The organism is Neopoerus faecalis (assembly GCF_029218125.1).
Taxonomy (GTDB): Bacteria; Bacillota; Clostridia; order Oscillospirales; family Oscillospiraceae; genus Oscillibacter; species Oscillibacter faecalis_A.
Genome location: NZ_JARFXX010000005.1, coordinates 104435 through 123210 on the forward strand (window position 1 = coordinate 104435; position 18776 = coordinate 123210).

17 protein-coding genes are annotated in these 18776 nt (G+C 54.8%); 9 read left to right on the forward strand and 8 right to left on the reverse strand.

Annotation, left to right across the window (positions count from 1 at the left end; translation table 11 throughout):
- Positions 1-32 precede the first annotated feature (32 nt).
- Positions 33-1067 (reverse strand): 3-deoxy-7-phosphoheptulonate synthase, encoded by a 1035-nt coding sequence (locus PY311_RS07675; protein ID WP_286148093.1) that lies wholly within the window; start codon positions 1065-1067, stop codon positions 33-35.
- On the opposite strand from PY311_RS07675, the gene PY311_RS07680 reads away from it, so the two are divergent.
- The 8 genes from PY311_RS07680 (at position 1066) to PY311_RS07715 (ending at position 8245) form a co-directional block, all read left to right on the forward strand.
- Positions 1066-1329 carry a hypothetical protein gene (locus tag PY311_RS07680; protein WP_286148094.1) on the forward strand — a complete coding sequence of 88 codons (264 nt, stop codon included), beginning with the start codon at positions 1066-1068 and terminating at the stop codon, positions 1327-1329. The genes PY311_RS07675 and PY311_RS07680 overlap by 2 nt on opposite strands.
- A 121-nt stretch (positions 1330-1450) precedes the next feature.
- Positions 1451-1897, forward strand: a complete 447-nt coding sequence (locus PY311_RS07685; RefSeq protein ID WP_286148095.1) for an RrF2 family transcriptional regulator — start codon at positions 1451-1453, stop codon at positions 1895-1897.
- 6 nt (positions 1898-1903) lie between these two features.
- Positions 1904-2650, forward strand: a complete 747-nt coding sequence (gene sufC, locus PY311_RS07690) for a Fe-S cluster assembly ATPase SufC (protein ID WP_286148096.1) — start codon at positions 1904-1906, stop codon at positions 2648-2650.
- A 26-nt stretch (positions 2651-2676) separates the two neighbouring features.
- Positions 2677-4083, forward strand: coding sequence for a Fe-S cluster assembly protein SufB (gene sufB / locus PY311_RS07695; protein ID WP_286148178.1), 1407 nt, complete (start codon positions 2677-2679; stop codon positions 4081-4083).
- 14 nt (positions 4084-4097) lie between these two features.
- Positions 4098-5003: a SufB/SufD family protein gene (locus PY311_RS07700; protein WP_286148097.1), complete on the forward strand. Its 906-nt coding sequence runs from the start codon at positions 4098-4100 to the stop codon at positions 5001-5003.
- A 1-nt stretch (position 5004) separates the two neighbouring features.
- Positions 5005-6219, forward strand: a complete 1215-nt coding sequence (locus PY311_RS07705) for an aminotransferase class V-fold PLP-dependent enzyme (protein ID WP_286148098.1) — start codon at positions 5005-5007, stop codon at positions 6217-6219.
- Positions 6209-6643, forward strand: a complete 435-nt coding sequence (gene sufU / locus PY311_RS07710) for a Fe-S cluster assembly sulfur transfer protein SufU (protein WP_286148099.1) — start codon at positions 6209-6211, stop codon at positions 6641-6643. The genes PY311_RS07705 and sufU overlap by 11 nt, the downstream gene beginning before the upstream one ends.
- Positions 6644-6826: 183 nt before the next feature.
- The gene (locus PY311_RS07715) at positions 6827-8245 is read left to right on the forward strand and encodes an IS1182 family transposase (protein WP_434059937.1); all 1419 of its coding nucleotides are present in this window, start codon (positions 6827-6829) and stop codon (positions 8243-8245) included.
- An 84-nt stretch (positions 8246-8329) separates the two neighbouring features.
- On the opposite strand, the gene PY311_RS07720 is transcribed toward PY311_RS07715, so the two are convergent.
- From PY311_RS07720 to PY311_RS07750, 7 genes are all read right to left on the reverse strand, one after another.
- Positions 8330-9493, reverse strand: a complete 1164-nt coding sequence (locus PY311_RS07720; protein ID WP_286148101.1) for a M20/M25/M40 family metallo-hydrolase — start codon at positions 9491-9493, stop codon at positions 8330-8332.
- Positions 9494-9526: 33 nt separating this feature from the next.
- Positions 9527-10711, reverse strand: coding sequence for a hypothetical protein (locus PY311_RS07725; protein ID WP_286148102.1), 1185 nt, complete (start codon positions 10709-10711; stop codon positions 9527-9529).
- Between the two features lie 74 nt (positions 10712-10785).
- Positions 10786-11274 carry a nucleoside recognition domain-containing protein gene (locus PY311_RS07730; protein ID WP_286148103.1) on the reverse strand — a complete coding sequence of 163 codons (489 nt, stop codon included), beginning with the start codon at positions 11272-11274 and terminating at the stop codon, positions 10786-10788.
- Between the two features lie 6 nt (positions 11275-11280).
- Positions 11281-11916 (reverse strand): nucleoside recognition domain-containing protein, encoded by a 636-nt coding sequence (locus PY311_RS07735; protein ID WP_286148104.1) that lies wholly within the window; start codon positions 11914-11916, stop codon positions 11281-11283.
- Between the two features lie 130 nt (positions 11917-12046).
- Positions 12047-12922: a glycyl-radical enzyme activating protein gene (locus PY311_RS07740; protein ID WP_286148105.1), complete on the reverse strand. Its 876-nt coding sequence runs from the start codon at positions 12920-12922 to the stop codon at positions 12047-12049.
- A gap of 20 nt (positions 12923-12942) precedes the next feature.
- Positions 12943-15315 carry a glycyl radical protein gene (locus tag PY311_RS07745; RefSeq protein WP_286148106.1) on the reverse strand — a complete coding sequence of 791 codons (2373 nt, stop codon included), beginning with the start codon at positions 15313-15315 and terminating at the stop codon, positions 12943-12945.
- Positions 15316-15619: 304 nt separating this feature from the next.
- Positions 15620-16189: a helix-turn-helix domain-containing protein gene (locus PY311_RS07750; protein ID WP_286148107.1), complete on the reverse strand. Its 570-nt coding sequence runs from the start codon at positions 16187-16189 to the stop codon at positions 15620-15622.
- 270 nt (positions 16190-16459) lie between these two features.
- On the opposite strand from PY311_RS07750, the gene PY311_RS07755 reads away from it, so the two are divergent.
- Positions 16460-18103 carry a glycosyl hydrolase family 18 protein gene (locus tag PY311_RS07755; RefSeq protein WP_286148108.1) on the forward strand — a complete coding sequence of 548 codons (1644 nt, stop codon included), beginning with the start codon at positions 16460-16462 and terminating at the stop codon, positions 18101-18103.
- The last annotated feature ends 673 nt before the right edge of the window (positions 18104-18776 follow it).

Below are 18776 nucleotides of genomic sequence, written 5' to 3' on the forward strand. Positions count from 1 at the left end.
ACTTTGCGTATTTGATCGGAAAGCGTGGGGCGTTACAGCGCCTCGGCCAGCTCCAGCACCAGCCGCTCCGACTTTTCCCAGCCGAGGCAGGCATCGGTGATGCTCTTGCCGTAAACGCCCTCGTTGATTTTCTGATTGCCGTCCTCAATGTAGCTTTCAATCATCAGGCCCTTCACCAGACCGTGAATGTCCGCAGAATGGCGCATGGAGTGAAGTACCTCCTTGGCAATGCGAATCTGCTCCAGATACTGTTTGCCGGAGTTGGCATGGTTGCAGTCCACAATGCAGGCCGGATTCTTAAAGCCCCGCTCTGCATACAGCTTATGGAGCTGCACCAAATCCTCATAGTGGTAGTTGGGGCGGCTCTCGCCCCGCTCGTTCACATAGCCCCGCATAATGGCGTGGGTGTAGGAGTTGCCGCTGGTCTCCACTTCCCAGCCGCGATAGAGGAACGTATGGTCGCCCATGGCGGCGTAAATGGAATTCATCATCACGCTCAGGTCGCCGCCGGTGGGGTTTTTCATGCCCACGGGCACATCAATGCCGCTGGCCACCAGCCGGTGCTGCTGGTTTTCCACCGAGCGGGCGCCCACGGCCACATAGCCCAAAATGTCGGAGAGATAGCGGTAATTTTCAGGATAGAGCATCTCGTCCGCACAGGCAAAGCCCGTTTCCTCCACGGCCCGGGTGTGGAGGCGGCGGATGGCGATGATGCCCTCCAGCATATCCGGCTTTTTGCTGGGGTCGGGCTGGTGAAGCATTCCCTTGTAGCCCGCGCCGTTGGTGCGGGGTTTGTTGGTATAAATGCGGGGGACGATGAGAATTTTATCCTTCACCTGCTCCTGCAGGGGGACAAGGCGGTAGATGTAGTCCATAACGCTGTCCTCGCGGTCGGCGGAGCAGGGACCGATCATGAGCATCAGCCGGGAATCCCGCCCATCCAAAATGGCGCGCATTTCCTCAACGCGGGCCGCACGGGCCGCAGAGACGCGCTCCGACAGGGGGAACTCCTTCTTGATGTCCATGGGAATCGGCAGTTTGCGGATGAAGCGGGCATTTTGCTGCATGATGGATGCTCCTTTTGCTATTTTTAATGTTGCTCCTATTTTACAGCGTTCCCCCGCAGACCACAAGCGCGATTTCGCGGTGATTTGTCCATTTTTTCGCCCCGCGAGGGGACAAAATCTGCCGAATCCGCCAAGAGGCGGCCCGGCCGCCGGGAAAATGCTGATAATGCCCGGTGAAGTGAAAGACTTTTTCGGTACACTGAGCGATGGCATGCTGTCGCCCTTTTTGCGCGGTTTTCGGGGAAGCGTGGCGGACTTTTGACAAAAAATCGCCGAAACAGCGGTTTTTTGCAACAAATTTTCAAACCCCTATTGACATGGTAGGAGTTAAGATGTAAAATCCCTACTTGCAAAGTGGGTAATTACGGCGGGAGGTGTCGGTCATGATGGTTTCGTCCAAGGGGCGCTACGCCCTGCGGGTCATGCTGGACATGGCGGAGCAGGGGGACGGTGCTTGGCTGCGGCTCAGCGACATTGCCCAGCGGCAGCAGCTCTCCAAAAAATATTTGGAGAGCATCATGGCGGCGCTGAGCCGGGCGGGGTTGGTGGAAAGCTCCGTGGGTAAGGCGGGCGGCTACCGGCTGACCCGTCCGCCGGAGGAATACCCGGTGGGGGAGATTCTGCGGGCGGCAGAGGGCGACCTGTGCGCGGTATCGTGTATCTCTGAGGAAAAGGCGGGCTGCGGAAGCGTCTGCGACTGCGGCACACGCTCTTTCTGGCAGGGGCTGGAGGCGCAGATCAACACCTATGTGGACCATTACACGTTGGCACAATTCATGCATTCAGGGGAAAAATCAACGGGCCGCTCCTGCGGCGCGGAAGGAGAATAAGGCAGTATGAGGAAAGCACTTTTGGAAATCAAGGACCTGCACGTGCGGGTGGAGGACAAGGAAATTCTGCACGGTGTCGATTTGACGGTGGGCGCGGACGAGACCCACGTGCTTATGGGCCCCAACGGCACCGGCAAGTCCACGCTGGGCTATGCCATTACCGGCAACCCGGCCTACAGCGTGACGGCGGGCAGCATTCTGTTTGACGGAGAGGACATCACGGCGCTGCCGGTGAACGAACGGGCGAAGAAGGGCATTTTCCTGTCCTTCCAGAATCCGCTGGAGGTTCCCGGTGTGACCCTCAGCGCCTTTATCCGCAGCGCGCTGGAGCAGAAGACCGGCAGCCGTCTGCGGCTGTGGGACTTTAAAAAGCAGCTCAAGGAGACCATGGCGCTGCTGAACATGGACGAGAGCTACGCCGAGCGGGACCTGAACGTGGGCTTCTCCGGCGGCGAGAAGAAAAAGGCGGAGATTCTGCAGATGCTGATGCTGGAGCCGAAGCTGGCTATTCTGGACGAGACGGATTCCGGTCTGGATGTGGACGCGGTGCGGACTGTCAGCGAGGGCGTGCGGCTGTTCCGGGAGCGGACCCACGGCTCCCTGCTCATCATCACCCACTCCACCCGGATCTTGGAGGCGCTGCATGTAGACGCGGCCCATGTGATGGAGGAGGGCGTCATCGTCCGCAACGGCGGCGCCGAGCTGGTAGAGGAGATCAATGAAAAGGGCTTCGGCAGCCTGAAGGAAGACTGAGGCAGGAGGCTCCTGATATGGCAGATTTGAAAGAGAAAACCTATGTGGAGGATGTAGACCGCAGCGTTTACGATATCCGGGACGAGGAGCATGACGCCTACCGCTTGGAGACCGGCCTGACGCCGGAGATCGTGGAAAAACTCTCCAAGGAAAAGGACGATCCGGCGTGGATGCAGCAGTTCCGGCTGGAATCCCTCCAGATTTACAACGAAATGAAGATCCCCGATTGGGGTCCCTCTATCGAGGGCCTCGATATGGACCACATCGCCACCTATGTCCGCCCCAACACGAAAATGCGGAATGACTGGAAGGATGTGCCGGAGGACATCAAGGAGACCTTTGAGCGCCTCGGTATCCCCCAGGCGGAGCGGAAGTCCCTGGCCGGTGTGGGCGCGCAGTACGATTCCGAGCTGGTATACCACAATGTCAAGGACTCCGTGGCGGCGGAGGGCGTGGTGTATACCGACATGGAAAGCGCCCTGAAGGGCGAGTATGCCGATATGGTGCGCAAGTATTTCATGAAGCTGGTGACGCCCCATGACCACAAGTTCGCGGCGCTTCACGGCGCGGTGTGGTCCGGCGGCTCCTTTGTGTATGTACCCAAGGGCGTGCACCTGTCCATTCCCCTGCAATCCTATTTCCGCCTCAACGCCAAGGGGGCGGGACAGTTTGAGCACACCCTCATCATTGTGGACGAGGGGGCCAGCCTCCACTTTATCGAGGGCTGCTCCGCTCCGAAGTACAACGTGGCGAACCTCCACGCCGGCTGCGTGGAGCTGTACGTGAAAAAGGGTGCCAAGCTCCGCTACTCCACCATTGAAAACTGGTCCAAGAATATGTACAACCTGAATACAAAGCGGGCTCTGGTAGAGGAGGGCGGCGTCATCGAGTGGGTGTCCGGTTCCTTCGGCTCCCATGTGGGCTGCCTGTACCCCATGAGCATTTTGAAGGGCGATAATTCCCGGATGGAGTTCACCGGCGTAACGTTTGCCGGTGCCGGACAAAATCTGGACACCGGCGCCAAGGTGGTCCATGTAGGCAAAAACACCAGCTCCTATATGAACACCCGCTCCATCAGCAAGAGCGGCGGCATCAGCACCTTCCGCAGCAGCGTGGTGGTGGAAAAGGGCGCGAAGGGCGCCAAGTCCGCCGTGTCCTGCCAGTCGCTGATGCTGGATTCCGAGTCCCGCTCCGATACTATCCCCGCCATGGACATCCGCACAAAGGATGCTGCCATCGGCCACGAGGCCAAGATCGGCGCTATCAGCAATGAGGCGGTGTTCTACCTCATGAGCCGGGGCATGAGTGAGGAGGACGCCCGGGCGATGATTGTCAGCGGCTTTGCAGACAATGTTTCCAAGGAGCTGCCGCTGGAATACGCCGTGGAGATGAACAACCTGATTCGCCTTGAGATGAAGGGCAGCATCGGGTGAGAGGAGTTAGCAGTATGAGTGAGACAATTTTGATCAACAGCCTCCCCACCCGCACATGGAACCGGCTGGGCGTCAATGAAACGGCCCTGACTTGGGGCGAGAGCGCGGATTTGGGTACGGAGCGCATTACTGCAGCCGGACAGACTGTCCGGCTGGACATCGCCGGAAGCGGCGAATACAGCGAGCAGACCGTGGACATTCAGGCCCCGGCGGGGCAGACCATCACAGTGTTTGAAACACTGCGCGCAGAGGACAAGCTGCTGGTCCGCACAAAGCTGAACGTGGAAAAGGACGCCAAGGTTCGTCTGATTCAAATTCAGAATACGGCGCGGGACTCCGTGCTCCGTCTGGAAACGAATGGGGCGTGCGCCGAAAACGGGCAGGTGGAGCTGATTCAAATCCTGCTGGGCCGGGGCGCCGTTTATAGTGACGGACATGTGGAGCTTAACGGCACCGGCGCGGGCTTCAACGCCGGAATCGGGTATTTGGGCCAGAGAGAGCAGACGATAGACCTGAACCTTGTGGTAAACCACTGGGGACAGAAGACCACCAGCGAGATCAATGCCGCCGGGGCACTGAAGGACGATGCCCGGAAGGTGTTCCGGGGGACCATCGACTTTAAGAGAGGCTCTGCCGGCTCCGTAGGCAACGAGCAGGAGACAGTTTTGATGCTGGGAGATGGCGTTGTCAACAAAACGGTGCCCCTGATTTTGTGCGCCGAGGAAAATGTGGTGGGCAATCACGGCGCCACCATCGGTGAGCTGGACGAGGACACGCTGTTTTATTTTGAGAGCCGGGGCATTTCCGCAGAGGAAGCGGAGAATATCATGGCCCGGGCGGCTATTGAGCGGCTGGCCCGCACCATGGAGGACGAAACGGCCCGGGAGGCCGTTCTGAAGGAATTGGAGGAGGTGCTGTAGCATGGCCCATGGATATCGGGAGGATTTCCCTCTGCTGAACAGTCTGGATATCGCTTATCTGGACAGCGCCGCCACGGCCCAGCGGCCGCAGTGCGTGCTGGACGCCGAAGCGGAATTTTATAAGACCCGCAACGCAAACCCCCTGCGGGGTCTGTACCCCCTGAGCGTTGCCGCCACGGACGCCTATGAGGACGCCCGGGAGGCGGTGCGGGCCTTCCTGAACGCAGGGAGCACCCGTGAGATCATCTTTACCCGGAACACCACCGAGGGACTGAATTTAGTGGCCTACAGCTACGGACTGTCCCATGTGAAGGCCGGGGATGAGATTTTGGTGTCCATTATGGAGCACCACAGCAATCTGCTGCCATGGCAGATGGTATGCCGCCAGACCGGCGCGGCGCTGAAATTCATGGAATGCGAAATGGACGGTACGCTGGACCTCAATAAGGTGGAGGCTCTCATCACACCGAAAACAAAAATCGTGGCCTGCACGCAGGTCTCCAATGTTTTGGGCCGGGTGAACCCCATCCGGGAGATCGCGGAGCTGGCTCATCGGGGCGGCGCGGTCATGGTGGTGGACGGTGCCCAGAGCACGCCCCATATTCCCGTGGATGTGCAGGCGTTGGGAGCGGACTTCCTGTCCTTTTCCGGCCATAAGGTCTACGGCCCCATGGGAATCGGTGTGCTGTACGGCCGGGAGGCGCTGCTGGAGGAGATGCCGCCCTTCCTTACCGGCGGCGAGATGATCGAATCCGTCACCCGGGAGAGCGCGGTCTACGCGGAGCTGCCTCACAAGTTTGAGGCCGGTACGGTCAATGCCGCCGGTGCTGTGGGGCTTCATGCCGCCATTGACTATGTGAACCGCGTGGGCTTTGAGAATATGCACCGGCAGGAGGTCGATTTGACCCGGCGGGCCATGGAGGGCATTCGGAATATCCCCAGCGTTCATGTGCTGGGCTCTGAAAATCCGGAGGAGCACTGCGGCATCATCACCTTTACGGTGGATGGCGTCCACCCCCATGACATCAGCGAGATTTTAGCCAGCGACGGTGTCGCCATCCGGGCGGGCCACCACTGTGCCCAGCCGCTGCTTGCCTATCTGGGGCATCCGTCTACGGCCCGTGCAAGCCTTGCCTTCTACAATACAGAGGCGGAGATCGACCGGCTGCTGGAGAGTCTATCAACCTTGAGGGAGCGGATGGGCTATGGAAAATAGGAGCTTTTATAACGAAATTCTCACGGAGCACAATCTCCACCCGGAATTCAAGCACGATCTGCCGGACGCCGACATTGTGCTGGAGGGTGTGAACCCAAGCTGCGGAGACGATATTTTCCTGAAGCTGAAGCTGGACGGGGACACCATTGCGGACGGCGCCTTTGTAGGGGATGGCTGTGCCATTTCTCAGGCGTCCGCCGACATCATGCTGGGTATGATCGTGGGCCGCAAAAAGGATGAGGCTCTGAAACTGGGTGAAACATTCCTGAAAATGATTCAGGGTGAGGCCACCGAGGAGGAGATCGACAGTCTGGAGGAGGCCTCTGCTCTCCGCGACATTGCCCATATGCCTGCACGGGTCAAGTGTGCGGTCCTGGGCTGGCGGACGCTGAAGGAAGCTCTGCAGGACGGGGAGAAGCCGTAAGGGCCTGACAATTTCAATTTAGATGCAAAATAAAAGGAGACATTCGGAAGAATGTCTCCTCAGCATGTCGAAAAAGTCCGGCTGGAGCTGAGCTTTTTCTGATAGATATGGTAGAATGGGCAAGGGTGATGCAAGATGCTGGAACGCGGGAAAATGGATTGAGATCTGGTAGAGTTCGTAGTCATAGACCAACTGGTGCCGAAGGAGCATTTGCTGCGAAAGATAGATGCAGCGGTGGACTTCACACAGCTGTATGAAATGGTGGAGCCGCTCTATTGTGAGGATAATGGGCGCCCCAGCATTGACCCGGTGGTGTTGTTCAAGATGGTGCTGATCCAGCATCTGTACGGCCTTCCCTCGCTGCGGCGGACAGCGGAAGAAGTCAGCGCAAATATCTGTTACCGCTGGTTTCTGGGATACACGCTGCAGGAGGAAACACCGCATTTTTCCACGGTGAGCTATAACTTCCGGCATCGGTTCACCGAAGAGACCGTGGATCGGGTATTTGCGTGGATTTTAGATGAGGTAGCCAAGGCAGGCTATCTGTCTCCCAAGGCCGTCTTCATTGACGGTACTCACATCAAGGCCAACGCCAACACGAAGAAGCAGATGAAGGAACAGATCCCAGCAGCTGCCAGGCACTATACAAAAGAATTGATGGAAGAGGTCAACGCGGATAGAGAAGCGCATGGCAAGAAGCCCTTTGATGATGACAACGATCCTCCGGTATCTCCTAAGAAGCGCAAAGACAACACCTCTAAGAAGAAGCTGGCCCGCAGGAAGAAGCAAGGCTTTCGTACCGTAACCAAAAGCACGACAGATCCGGACTGCGGCTTATTCGTAAAGGGCGAGCATAAGCGACAGTTCGCCTATGAGGCGCATACCGCCTACGACAAGAACGGTTTTGTGCTTGAGACAGTGGTAACTCCCGGCAATGTTCATGACAGCGTGGCCTTTGATGAAGTTTACGGCAAAGTAACGGAAAATTTCCCACAGGTAGAGGCCGTTGTGGCCGATGCCGCATACAAAACGCCACATATCTGCAAGAAAGTGTTCGACGATGGCAGAGTCCTTTCCACAGCCTACAAGCGCCCGCAGACCATGAAGAATGGACACGAGTGGTGGAAGTATGTCTATGATGAATTCTACAACTGCGTGATATGTCCCGAATACCACCCCTTGAAATATAGCACGACGAACCGTGATGGATATAGGGAATACAAGAGTGATCCGAATATCTGCGCCGCCTGTCCGACCAGAGAACGGTGTACGCATTCCAAGAACTGTATCAAAACGGTGCAGCGGCATATCTGGAAGGACTATGAGGAATTGGCGGACGATGCCAGATATACGCCTGCGTACGCGCAGCTCTATAAGTGCCGAAAGGAAACCATTGAACGAGTCTTCGCGGACGCCAAGGAAAAACACGCGATGCGTTATACGCAATACAGAGGCTTGGCTCAGGTGACGAACTGGGTGAAGCTTAAGTTTGTTGCCATGAACTTGAAAAAATTGGCCACATGGAAATGGAGGAATCTGTTGTCCTCGTTTCGCTTTGCTGTTTTTTTGCTCATATATGTTCGAGACCCAGTCTGCTCCTGAGTACAGCCCGGGTTCCTCGACAGACTGAACGGCGCTGGCTCATTAAGAGCCAGCGCCGTTCTTATACGAATGGGACGATTTAAATTACTTGATATGATTCACCACATCGGCCCACTGCTTCGTGCGCGTATACAGGGACTCAAGGATCGCATATTCCTTGGTGGTGTGATTCCACTCGCCCTGAATTCCGCAGCTGCACAGAGAGGGAACGCCAGCGATCACCGCGTAGGCAGCATCGGAAGAACCGCCGATGTGCTTCAGCGGGAAGTCACCGAAGCCATCCTCCACGCAGATATCGTGAACCATGTGATAGAGCTTCATGACGCCCTCAGTGCACTCAAAGGGCAGCATCTCCATCTGGTATTCCATAGTGGTCGTCGTGCCGTCAATATAGGTCTTTGCAGCAATTTCCTCGATCTGTTTCTTAACCTTCTGCATTTCCTCCACGGAAGTGGCTCTCACATCGAAGGTAGCCTCTGCGTGAGCAGGGAATGCGCCGAAGTTCGTGCCGCCGTGAATGACGTCAACACAGACCGTTGTACCGGCATCAAGGTTGGTCAGCGCCTGAATATCGGTCACCTTTTTGCAAAGCTCAGCGATAGCGTTTCTGCCGCGTGCGAAGTCATTGCCCGCGTGTGCGGAAACGCCCTCGACATACAGTGCCACCTCGGTCTTGCCCTTACGGGAAACGCAGAGGTCGCCGCCGGGCAGGCCGGTCTCCATGTTGAGCATGAACTCGCCGCCCTTGCAGAACTCTACGAACTGGTCGGCGGTGTTGCCGTGCTTGTGCAGCTTCTCCTCGTCGGGAGCGAAGCAGATCTTGAGGGGACGGCTGTTATAGCCGATCTCATTGAGTGCCTTGCAGACATAAAGAGCAATCACGATACCGCCCTTCATGTCCAGAACGCCGGGGCCATGGACCTTGCCCTCATCGTCCACCTCAAACTTGCAGGGGAAAGAACCGAGCTTATGAACGGTATCCATGTGGCCGCCGAAGATGATGGGCTTTCCGGGACGGTCCTCGCCGAGAATACCGGTCAGCATATCGCCGCTCTCGTCCGTTCCGACGTTGGTCAGCTTGCAGCGGAAACCGACTTCCTCGAACATCTCCTTGAACATCTTGCCCATGGTGCGGACTTCTTCCGGAGCGCTGTGATAGCTCTCCTGCAGAATGACCTTGCGATAGGTCTCGAGCATTTCGTCTCTGTGGGACTCCACATACGCATTAATTTTTTCAAGATCAGTCATTTGTATGTTCCTCCTTAAATCGCAGAATTTGTGTTACAGGATTCTTCCAATAAAGTTTGCCAGAACAACCGAGAGCAGTGTAACGGTCGTAAAGCCGGCGATCACGTAGGCCGTGCCGAGCTTTTCGGAAATGTAATCCCGCTCGGCATCCGTCTTGCCGACAGCGTTAGCGATTTCATCGGCAATCAACTGCGTACCGGGGTAGCCGATCATCTGGCACATTGCAATGCCAAGGGAAAGGCTCTTGGAGCCGCAGATCTTCCACAGCGGGGTGAAACGGAATATCACAACCATGATGATCATAGCAAATACGAAGATGACCAGTGCATTGAAGCCGATGACCGGAATATCCGCAAGGTTGATCTTCGCCAGAGAGGGAATCATGGTGATCATGGTCAGGAAGTTGAAGAAGCCAACAGACCGGGAGGTATCTCTCAGGAAGTGGCTGGGAACAAGGCCCGTGTTTCTTGCCACAATACCGAGAATCATGCTCCACAGAGACTGGCCGATCCAGCCGTTGGTTGCTTTGCCAAGGAGATATGCCAGAAACACGATCGTGCCGGCAATCGCGAGGCAGACAAAGTTGGTGTAAAAGTGCTTGTGTTTCTGCCAGAAGAGCTGCTTCGTTTTGGCATTGCCGGTGTTGGACGCCGCATCTGCGGAATGATCGCGCTTGCGATACTCCTCTACGAGCTGGTTTGCATACTTGATGCCGCCGTTGGAAGCAGGAAGCGTAGCGACGAGCTTCTGCGTTGCGTAGATAAACGTAGCCAGGGCCGCGCAGGTCGGCAGGCCCACATTCTCAGCCGCCGTTACCATGGTATTGGCAGCGACAACGCCGCCGGCGATGACCGGCATGCTGACAAGAGCAGCCTCGCGGCCGATAACCGGAATGGCAATCGCACAGCCGACCACTGCCAAAAGCAATGCAATGGTTGCGGTGGCAACGGTGCGCCACTCCTTTTTCAGCTCTGTCAGACCAACGCTGCTGCCCATATCGACCAGAAGGAACTGAAGGCCGATGCTGGTCACATAGGTAAGATTAGCGGTTGTGCAGATATCCGCGGGAATCGCATGGGTCATAAACAGGACCAGGAAGGTAGCCATGATGACAAACATCGTAGATACCTTCGCCTTCGTTACCACGCCGACGAAATCGCCGAACGCGAATACCAGAAGGATGATAAACAGGGCCCCAAACGGTGTTAGATTCGTCATATTTTCTCCTCTAAAAAGCAGCTGCACTGCGTATTATAGTGCTTGCCTATAATACGCAGTGCAAGCAGTCATTTTTACATCAGACCCATGACAACGAGAATGAGTCTCATCACCAGCATACCGACAATGGAATCGACGATGGGAACCGCCAGCATCAGAGGCTGTCTCTTGGGCTCAACACCGCAGACCAGAACGATTCTGGAGAAGTGGCCCACCAGAGTGCCCATCAGCATGCAGGGGATGATCAAAATCGTGCACTGTGCAGCAGTCAGAACGCCCTCGCCAAACAGGGAGGCGGCAGCAGCAGCACCGGCAGCCTTAGAGAAGAACGCGGAGAACAGAACGGCCGCGGCTTCGCCGGGAAGACCAAACAGGCGCATAACAGGGGCGCAGACAATAGCCAGAACGTCCATCAATCCGGTCAGAGTCAGGAACTGCATGATGACATAACCGAGGATCATGGAGGGAAGAACGGTCTCTACACCAATATAAAATCCGCGCTTTGCGCCGCCAAGGAAAACATCAATAATGGGCTTTTTCTTAGTAGTAGTAGCTTCAGACATAATATATTAAGCCTCCTTCTTTTTCTTCTCTTCGAGAGTCAGGATCAGTCTTACGAGGTTAGCACCCAGCACCTTGCAGAAGAACAGAACAACGATCACAGGACCGGCCGCAAACAGGATAATGGGGAGCAGAGCCGCCTGCGTATTCATGGTATTCAAAACGACTGCGGAGCCGGCATACTGATAGGCAGTGAAAATAGCGCGCTCCTTTTCAGTCAGCTTTCCTTCGTTGTACAGGTCTCTGGTCATAACGGAACCGACATCGGAGCTGGTGAAGGTGGACACGAAAGCGACACCGCAATCACCGGGGAGGCCGAGCAGCGGTCTGAGCAGCGGGGTGAAGAGTTTGACGCCTGCGTCAATGGCGCCCAACTGGGTAACAACATCAATGACTGCCACGGCAAAAGAAATTGCGGGGATCAGGCTCAGTGCCTGCATCATGCCCTCTCTTGCGCCGGCACCGCCCTTACCGATGAAGTTCTGACCGGCATCGCCGATCTTGCCCCATGCGCCGACCAGATTGGAGAAGTCAAAGGCTGCCAGAGGGCCCTCAGCATTCTTCAGGACGCCGGAGAACATGACGCACAGGACGAACAGTGCGATCCAGCCTTTGATTCCAACTTTGTTTTCTTTTTGTTCCATAATTTTCTCTCTCCTTTTTTTAAGTATAATGCTTTGCATAAAGCACTGCCGCTTCGTCAACGGCTGTGCTGTGCTGATTAGATTTCCTTTTATAGAAGGATGGAGATATTCAGCTTTGGGATACCGGTCCTTACCGGAAGTCTGCTAACTCAATTCCCTCCCCTGCAACGATTTCCCGCAAATGATTCATCTCCTCCACAGAGGGTCTGTAGAATGCCTCTTTCTGGTATGGTCTGCCAATCGCTTCATACTTGATCATGCCGAAGTTATGATATGGCAAAAGCTCCATCCGCGCTTTCGGGATGTTTGCGTGGACAAATGCGGCGGAGCGGCGGATATTGTCCTCGTCATTATTAACGCCGCCGATAACCGGGATGCGGATTACAACCTCTCCGGGCAGATGCTGCAGCCTTTTCATGTTTTCCAGAATTTTTTCGTTGGGAATGCCGGTGTATTTCTGATGTGTCGCACTGTCGATATGCTTGAGGTCCATGAAAATCAGGTCCATGCGCTCCAGAGATTCTCTGACATCTTCAAACTCGAAGAAGCCGCTGGTCTCGATCGTCATGCTGTAGCCCAAGTCATAGATATGTTCTGTAAGGTAATTCAGAAATTTCGGCTGCCCGGTGGCTTCGCCGCCTGAAAACGTAATGCCGCCGCCGCTCATCGCATAGAACAGCCGGTGCTTCTGAATTGCCTCCAGAACCTCATCGGCATCGACCTCATGGACCAGAACGCTCCGGGCGTTTGTCGGGCAGACCTCCGCGCATTTTCCGCAGGCAATGCATTTGTCCCGCTCTTCATTCAGGTTGATGCCGATTCCCTGCGGACATACGGCGGCGCATTTACCGCATCCAACGCACTTGCGTTGATACCAACCGACCAGAGCCTCGCGGCTGTAGCCCTCCGGATTGGAGCACCACTTACAGCGGAGGGGGCATCCGGCCAGAAATATGGTTGTCCGGATGCCCTCACCGTCATTAACGGAAAAAGGCTGCAGTTGCATTACATAGCCTTTTACGCTCATTAGAAATCTCCGTGTGCGTTTCTGGCCATGATGGAATCCTGCATCTCCTTGGAGAGGTTCGTGAACTGTGCGGAGTAACCGGCAACACGAACCAGCAGGCTTCTGTACTTCTCGGGATTCTTCTGTGCGTCTGCCAGCACCTCATTGGAGATGCAGTTGAACTGCACGTGGAAACCGCCGATGGCAAAGTAGGACTGCAGCATAGCGCCCAGATTTGCGCGGCCTCTCTTGGTTGCCACCAGATCGTGGTTGAGACGCAGGTTCAGCAGGGTGCCGCCGCTGTGGATATCGTGCTCCATCTTTGCCGCGCTGCGGAGAGCTGCCAGGCAGGTGGAGGTATCGGAACCGGTGTAGGGAGAAACGCCCTCGTTGATGGGGTCCTTCGCGTGACGGCCATCGGGGGTTGCGCCCAGCACCTTGCCGGTAGGCAGGTAGTTGGAAATACCCATGAATGCCGTTACAAAGTGGTTGCCGTACAGATCCTTGTAGCTGGTGACTTCCGTATAGAAGAACTCCTCCAGCATTCTTGCGATGGAATCGACATAATCGTTATCATTGCCGTACTTGGGGCAGGCAAGTGCCTCCTGACGGAGCTGCTCATAGCCCTCCCAGTTGGCGTTGATCGCGTCGATGACCTCGGAAAGGGTATACTTCTTATCCTCAAAGACGAGCTTCTTGATAACTGCCAGAGAGTTGGCGGTTACAGACAGGCCGACGCCGGTGAACACAGGCCCGATGTTGTACTTCGCGCCGCCGTCCACAAGGTCCTTGCCGTTCTTCAGGCAATACTCGTTGCAGGCGGACATAAAGGGCCGGTGACCGCTCTCTCTGTGAATCTCCTGTGCGGTGACCAGAGAAATAACGCCCTGCTTGACCAGATATCTGAACTGGTTCTTCCAGGCCTCGATGATCTCATCAATAGAGGTAAAGGTCTTGGGGTCCTTCTCGGGAACAGAGACCTGCTCGCCGGAAAGGCGGCTTTTGCCCTCATTGAGTGCAAACTCAAGAGCGGCCGCAAAGCTGATGCTTGCCGCGGAGGTCCACTGGAAAGTCTTTCTGGAATGGGGCACCACGCAGCCGCAGTTGTTCCAGTCCTTTGCGTCCTTAGGCTCATAGCCCAGATTGGAAAGCATCTGGTAGCCGGTACGGTCGCCGTGAATTGCGGGGAAGCCGCAGCCGGTAGATACCAGCTCGGTAACAGCCTCCATGAATTCGGGCGGGCAGTCGGGATGAATACGGCAGCTCAGCGTGGGCTGATGGGTCATGCACTCCTTGGTGGCCTGAAGCGCCATATAGGAGATGGTGTTCGTTGCGTCCGTGCCATCGACCTTGGTTCCGCCGATGGTCAGGTTCTCGAAGTTGGTGTAACCGGCGAAGAAGCTCGCGGTATTCTTGGAAATGGTCCATGCCCACTCGGAATACTTCAGCCACAGGCACTCAACATACTCCAGTGCGGTATCATAGTCGATCTTGCCGGCCTTCAGGTCCGCCTCGTAATAGGGATACATATACTGATCGAAGCGGCCGGGGTTCCATGCCAGCGGGTTCTCGGAAAGGATGCCGCCCAACTGGACGAACCACACAAACTGAATTGCCTCGCGGAAGCTCTTGGGCGGGTTGGCGGGAACGGTCGCACAGATCTGCGCGATCTCCTCCAGCTCGGCCTTTCTCTTGGGGTCAGCTTCCACGGCGGCCATCTCAGTCGCCTTTTCGGAATAGCGGCGGCCCAGCGTCATCATGCCATCGGCAATCATGATGATGGACTTGTAGAAATCGATCTTCTTTTTCTCCTCGGGAATTGCCTCGTTGAGCTGGCTCAGGTGCTCCTCGGCCTCTTTCTTGATGCCCGCATAGCCCTTGGGCAGAAGAACGTCAATATAATCGGCAGAAATCTCGCCGACGCCGTTTCTCCACTTGGAGTCGGTGTCCAGGAACCCGGTATCAACGCCGATCTTCTTCGTTGCCTCGGAAGTACGTGCAAGGAACGCTTCCTCAATGGACTTGCCCTTCCAGTAGGGGAAAATGTTCTCCCGAATGAACTTGGCCTGCTCGGGCGTTACCTCATAGGGGTCCTGACCGCGCTCCGGGAAGGTGTCAATCTCATCGTTGATCCACAGCCAGCCGAATTCCGGCGTCAGAATTGCGCACTTGCGGTACTCACCGCTTGTACCGACAACGAGCTCGCCCTCCCAAATGTTGACGGACAGCTCACTGCAGGTATCCTTAAATGCCTGTGCGACACGGATAATGTTCGGAAGTCCTTCGGTTCTCTGGAAGGATTTTGTCCAACTCCAAGCTCTTTCGTAAGAAATATGCGGCTTTGTGTTGACATAGTTCTGGCGGATTTTTTCCACTCTTTCGGTAATAGCCATATTACTTCTTCCTTTCCTAAGATTCAATGTAATCTCATCTTCTGAGTTGTGCAAAAAATATGTTTTTTGTGCATTATATTGCACAAAAAACATACTACACACTTATATATTAGTCAAGCCTTTTTGGGCTTTCGTTGCTAATTTTGGCGAAAGCTAACATATACCACGGGAAATATTTGGCTAAATTAACATGGCGATTCAGCAAAAAGCCGGGGCCGCAGCGTTTCTTCTGCTGCGGTCCCGGTTTTCACGATGCAATCAGGGAACCTATATTGAAGCCGTATTTTTATTCAGGGCAGAACACTCAATCGTTTTTATAAACAATGACATTGATGACCGTTGTCATTTTATCCGTTGCGTTACGGTACATATGCGGCTGATCGGCCGAAAAGGAAATGGCATTCCCTGGCAATATTTCATACTTCTGAGTGCCGACGAACAATTCCAACGCACTGCCGAATACAATCAGATATTCCTGTGTGCCGGCAGCGTGAGGCTCCGAGTTGTTGGAAGCACCGGGGTCCAGTTCGATGTAAAGAATCTCAAAGCTCTGATTTCCGTTAATGGGGAAATAGGGATAGATGCGAAAAAGATCGTCTTCGCTCCGCACCATATCCACAGTCTCTTTGCTGACAAGCGTCACGCTTTCCCAATCGTGTTCGATCAGGGATGTAAATGGTATGTGCAGTCCGGATGCAATTTTCCAGAGGGTAGAGATCGAGGTATTGGTCTCAGCGCGCTCGATTTGTCCGATCATGCTCTTGCTGACGCCGGACAGGGCTGCAAGCTGGTCCATGCTGAGTTTTTGTTTTTCTCGGAAATTTTTTAGGTTGTGTGCAATAATTCCACAGACATAATCTGCATTTTCTTTCATTCCAACGGCTCCTTGTGCATTTAAAAATCGCAAGTTCCGATTATAGCATACATTGGAAAGAAATCAATAGGTCTTTTGACTTTTGCGTGTAAAAATACAACAATAGTTGGGGGAATAGGCTGCTTTACGATCAAAACGGATATTCAACTGAAGCGTGCAATGAAAATTGTCGATCACATCTGCTGTTAAAATTCATGAAAATTTCATATTTCTTTTGGGCTGCCATGATAGGATGAAGCCACCCAAAAAAGAAAGAGGTGGATTTTCAGCATGAAAAGGATCACAGCATATGTGCTGGCGCTGGTACTGACTTGTTTCTGCGTTTCTTCGGTGGCCGGAGCCTATTATGCGGATGTTCCCGGCAGCAGCGCGCTGGCAGGCGAAGTGGAAAAGGCCGTGCGCTATGGCCTGATGAATGGGTACAGCCAAGCGCAATTCGGCTATTCAGACACCATGACCCGCGCACAGTTTCTTGTTGTGCTGGCCCGCATGTTGGGATGGCAGACTCCGTCGATGGAGGAAGCTGACGCGGATATTACGCCGGCGATGGCTCTGCCGGAGGAGCTTTCTTCGCAGTACCGTTATGCGATCGCCTGTGCGGCAGCCCATGATGTGATTGAAAAAACCGAACCCTTCCGCCCGAACAGCCCTGCTACCCGCGCTGAAATGGCGGAGCTGCTGGTGCGGGCATTGGGGCTGAAAGCCTGTGCGGCGGATGCTGAAAAGGAAAACGGCCTGCCGTTTACAGATGTATCTGACAAGCGGGGATATATTGCGGTTGCTTATGAGATCGGCATGACAAAGGGCCTGACCGATACTACCTTTGGCCCTGACCGCACGGCTACCCGCGCACAGGCGGCGGCCATGCTGGTCCGCATATATGAAAAGCTTCAGCAGCAGACTGCGTTCGTCCATGGCTTTTATGCTATTTCCTCGTACAGCCAGCTATCTCTGGTCCAGCGTATGGATGACGTCAGCGCGGGGTGGAGCCGTATGACCTGGGACGGTACAGCGGCCACGCTCAATACCACGGCGGAGGGCGGCAATGAATACCATATTCCATCCGGCTATGAGGAGGTGACCGCAAGCCTTTCCCATTTGAACCTGAGCGTCTTTATGGATGGGCAGGAGCTGAAGGAGATGCTAACCTCCGAGAGCGGCCGCACGCAGGCTGTCCAGCAGATTGTCGGGGAGGTGTCCAAGACCTACAGCCAGATTGGCAGAAATCCCTATGAGGGCGTCACAATCGACTTTGAGGGCCTGCGCGCACCGCAGAAGGAAGCGTTTTTGGATTTCCTGCGGCAATTACAGCCGGCACTTCAAAAACTGGATAAAAAGCTGCTTGTATGTGTGCCGCCGGTATTAACAACATCCGCTTATTATGACGGATATGATTACCGGGCAATCGGCGAATTGGCTGACCGCGTGATTCTGATGGCCTATGGCTATGGCCCGCAGAATATGACCGGTTTCACCGGCACAGAATACTATAAAACTGCCGCCACCACACCTATTGCGTCTGTATACACTGCGTTGAAGTATGCCGTTTCAGAGATTGCGCCTTCTAAGTTGCTGCTTGGCTTCAGCGCTGCAAGCACCGCTTGGAAAATTGATGAAAACGGCAAGCTGGTTTCGGAAACACCTGTGTATCCCTCCAACGAGACGGTCATCAAACGGTTGTCTCAAAGCGATACGGAGCACGGCTGGTCACAGACGTATCAGCAGTCTTACGCAATTTATCGGACCGAGGACGGCAGCCGCTATTTCTTATGGTATCAGGATGCATCCAGTGTGCAAGCGGCGCTGAACGCTGCCCGCCTTCTGGGTGTAAACGGCGTTTCAGTCTGGAGAATCGGAAGTATTCCAGATGTAAATGCTGTCTGGAGCTGGAGCGAACTTTTAAATGCGGCATAAAGACAAAGAAAATCGCCTATAGGCGGTTTTCCTTGTCTTGCGGTCATCCATGCCGGACCACTATTTCGCAAGCTTTACGCCTGTACCCATGTCACTGCTAACGCCCAGCTCAAAGCCGCCCAGACCATGGGGAACATCCTCTCCCGTGCGGTATAGACCTTTCCGCTACCCGCTCCCGTTGGGGTCAGCGGTTGGGTCAGAAAAAGGCGGTATCCGAAAATAACAACTTATGAAAAGCAAAAGTCCTCGAAATTAGACGATTTCGAGGACTTTTGGTACGCCGTGAGGGATTCGAACCCCCGGCCTTCTGGCCCGTAGGTTGTCTCACGCACAAATCGGAGCCGTTTCGGCTCCGATTTGTGCTGTTTGCCACCGTCCGCTCGGCGGATTTTCCGTTGTTTCCGTCCAGCCCTGCCCGCTTTTTTCGCGTTCTGGGTCAAAACTGGGTCAGAGGCTGTTGAGAGGAAAGCGGCGCTGCCAAGCATGAAATAAAAAAATGCCCAAAAATGAAAAAACACTTGCATCGCACGTGAACGTACGGTGTATGATCCTGCCATACAGAAAGCGGGCGAAAACGCGGGTGGAATGTCGACCGGGGCCGTTCCGATGATATTTCATGTCAAATAAAGGACGTTTCATGCAGACGTCCCCACAAAGTGCGGAAAAGCTGTTA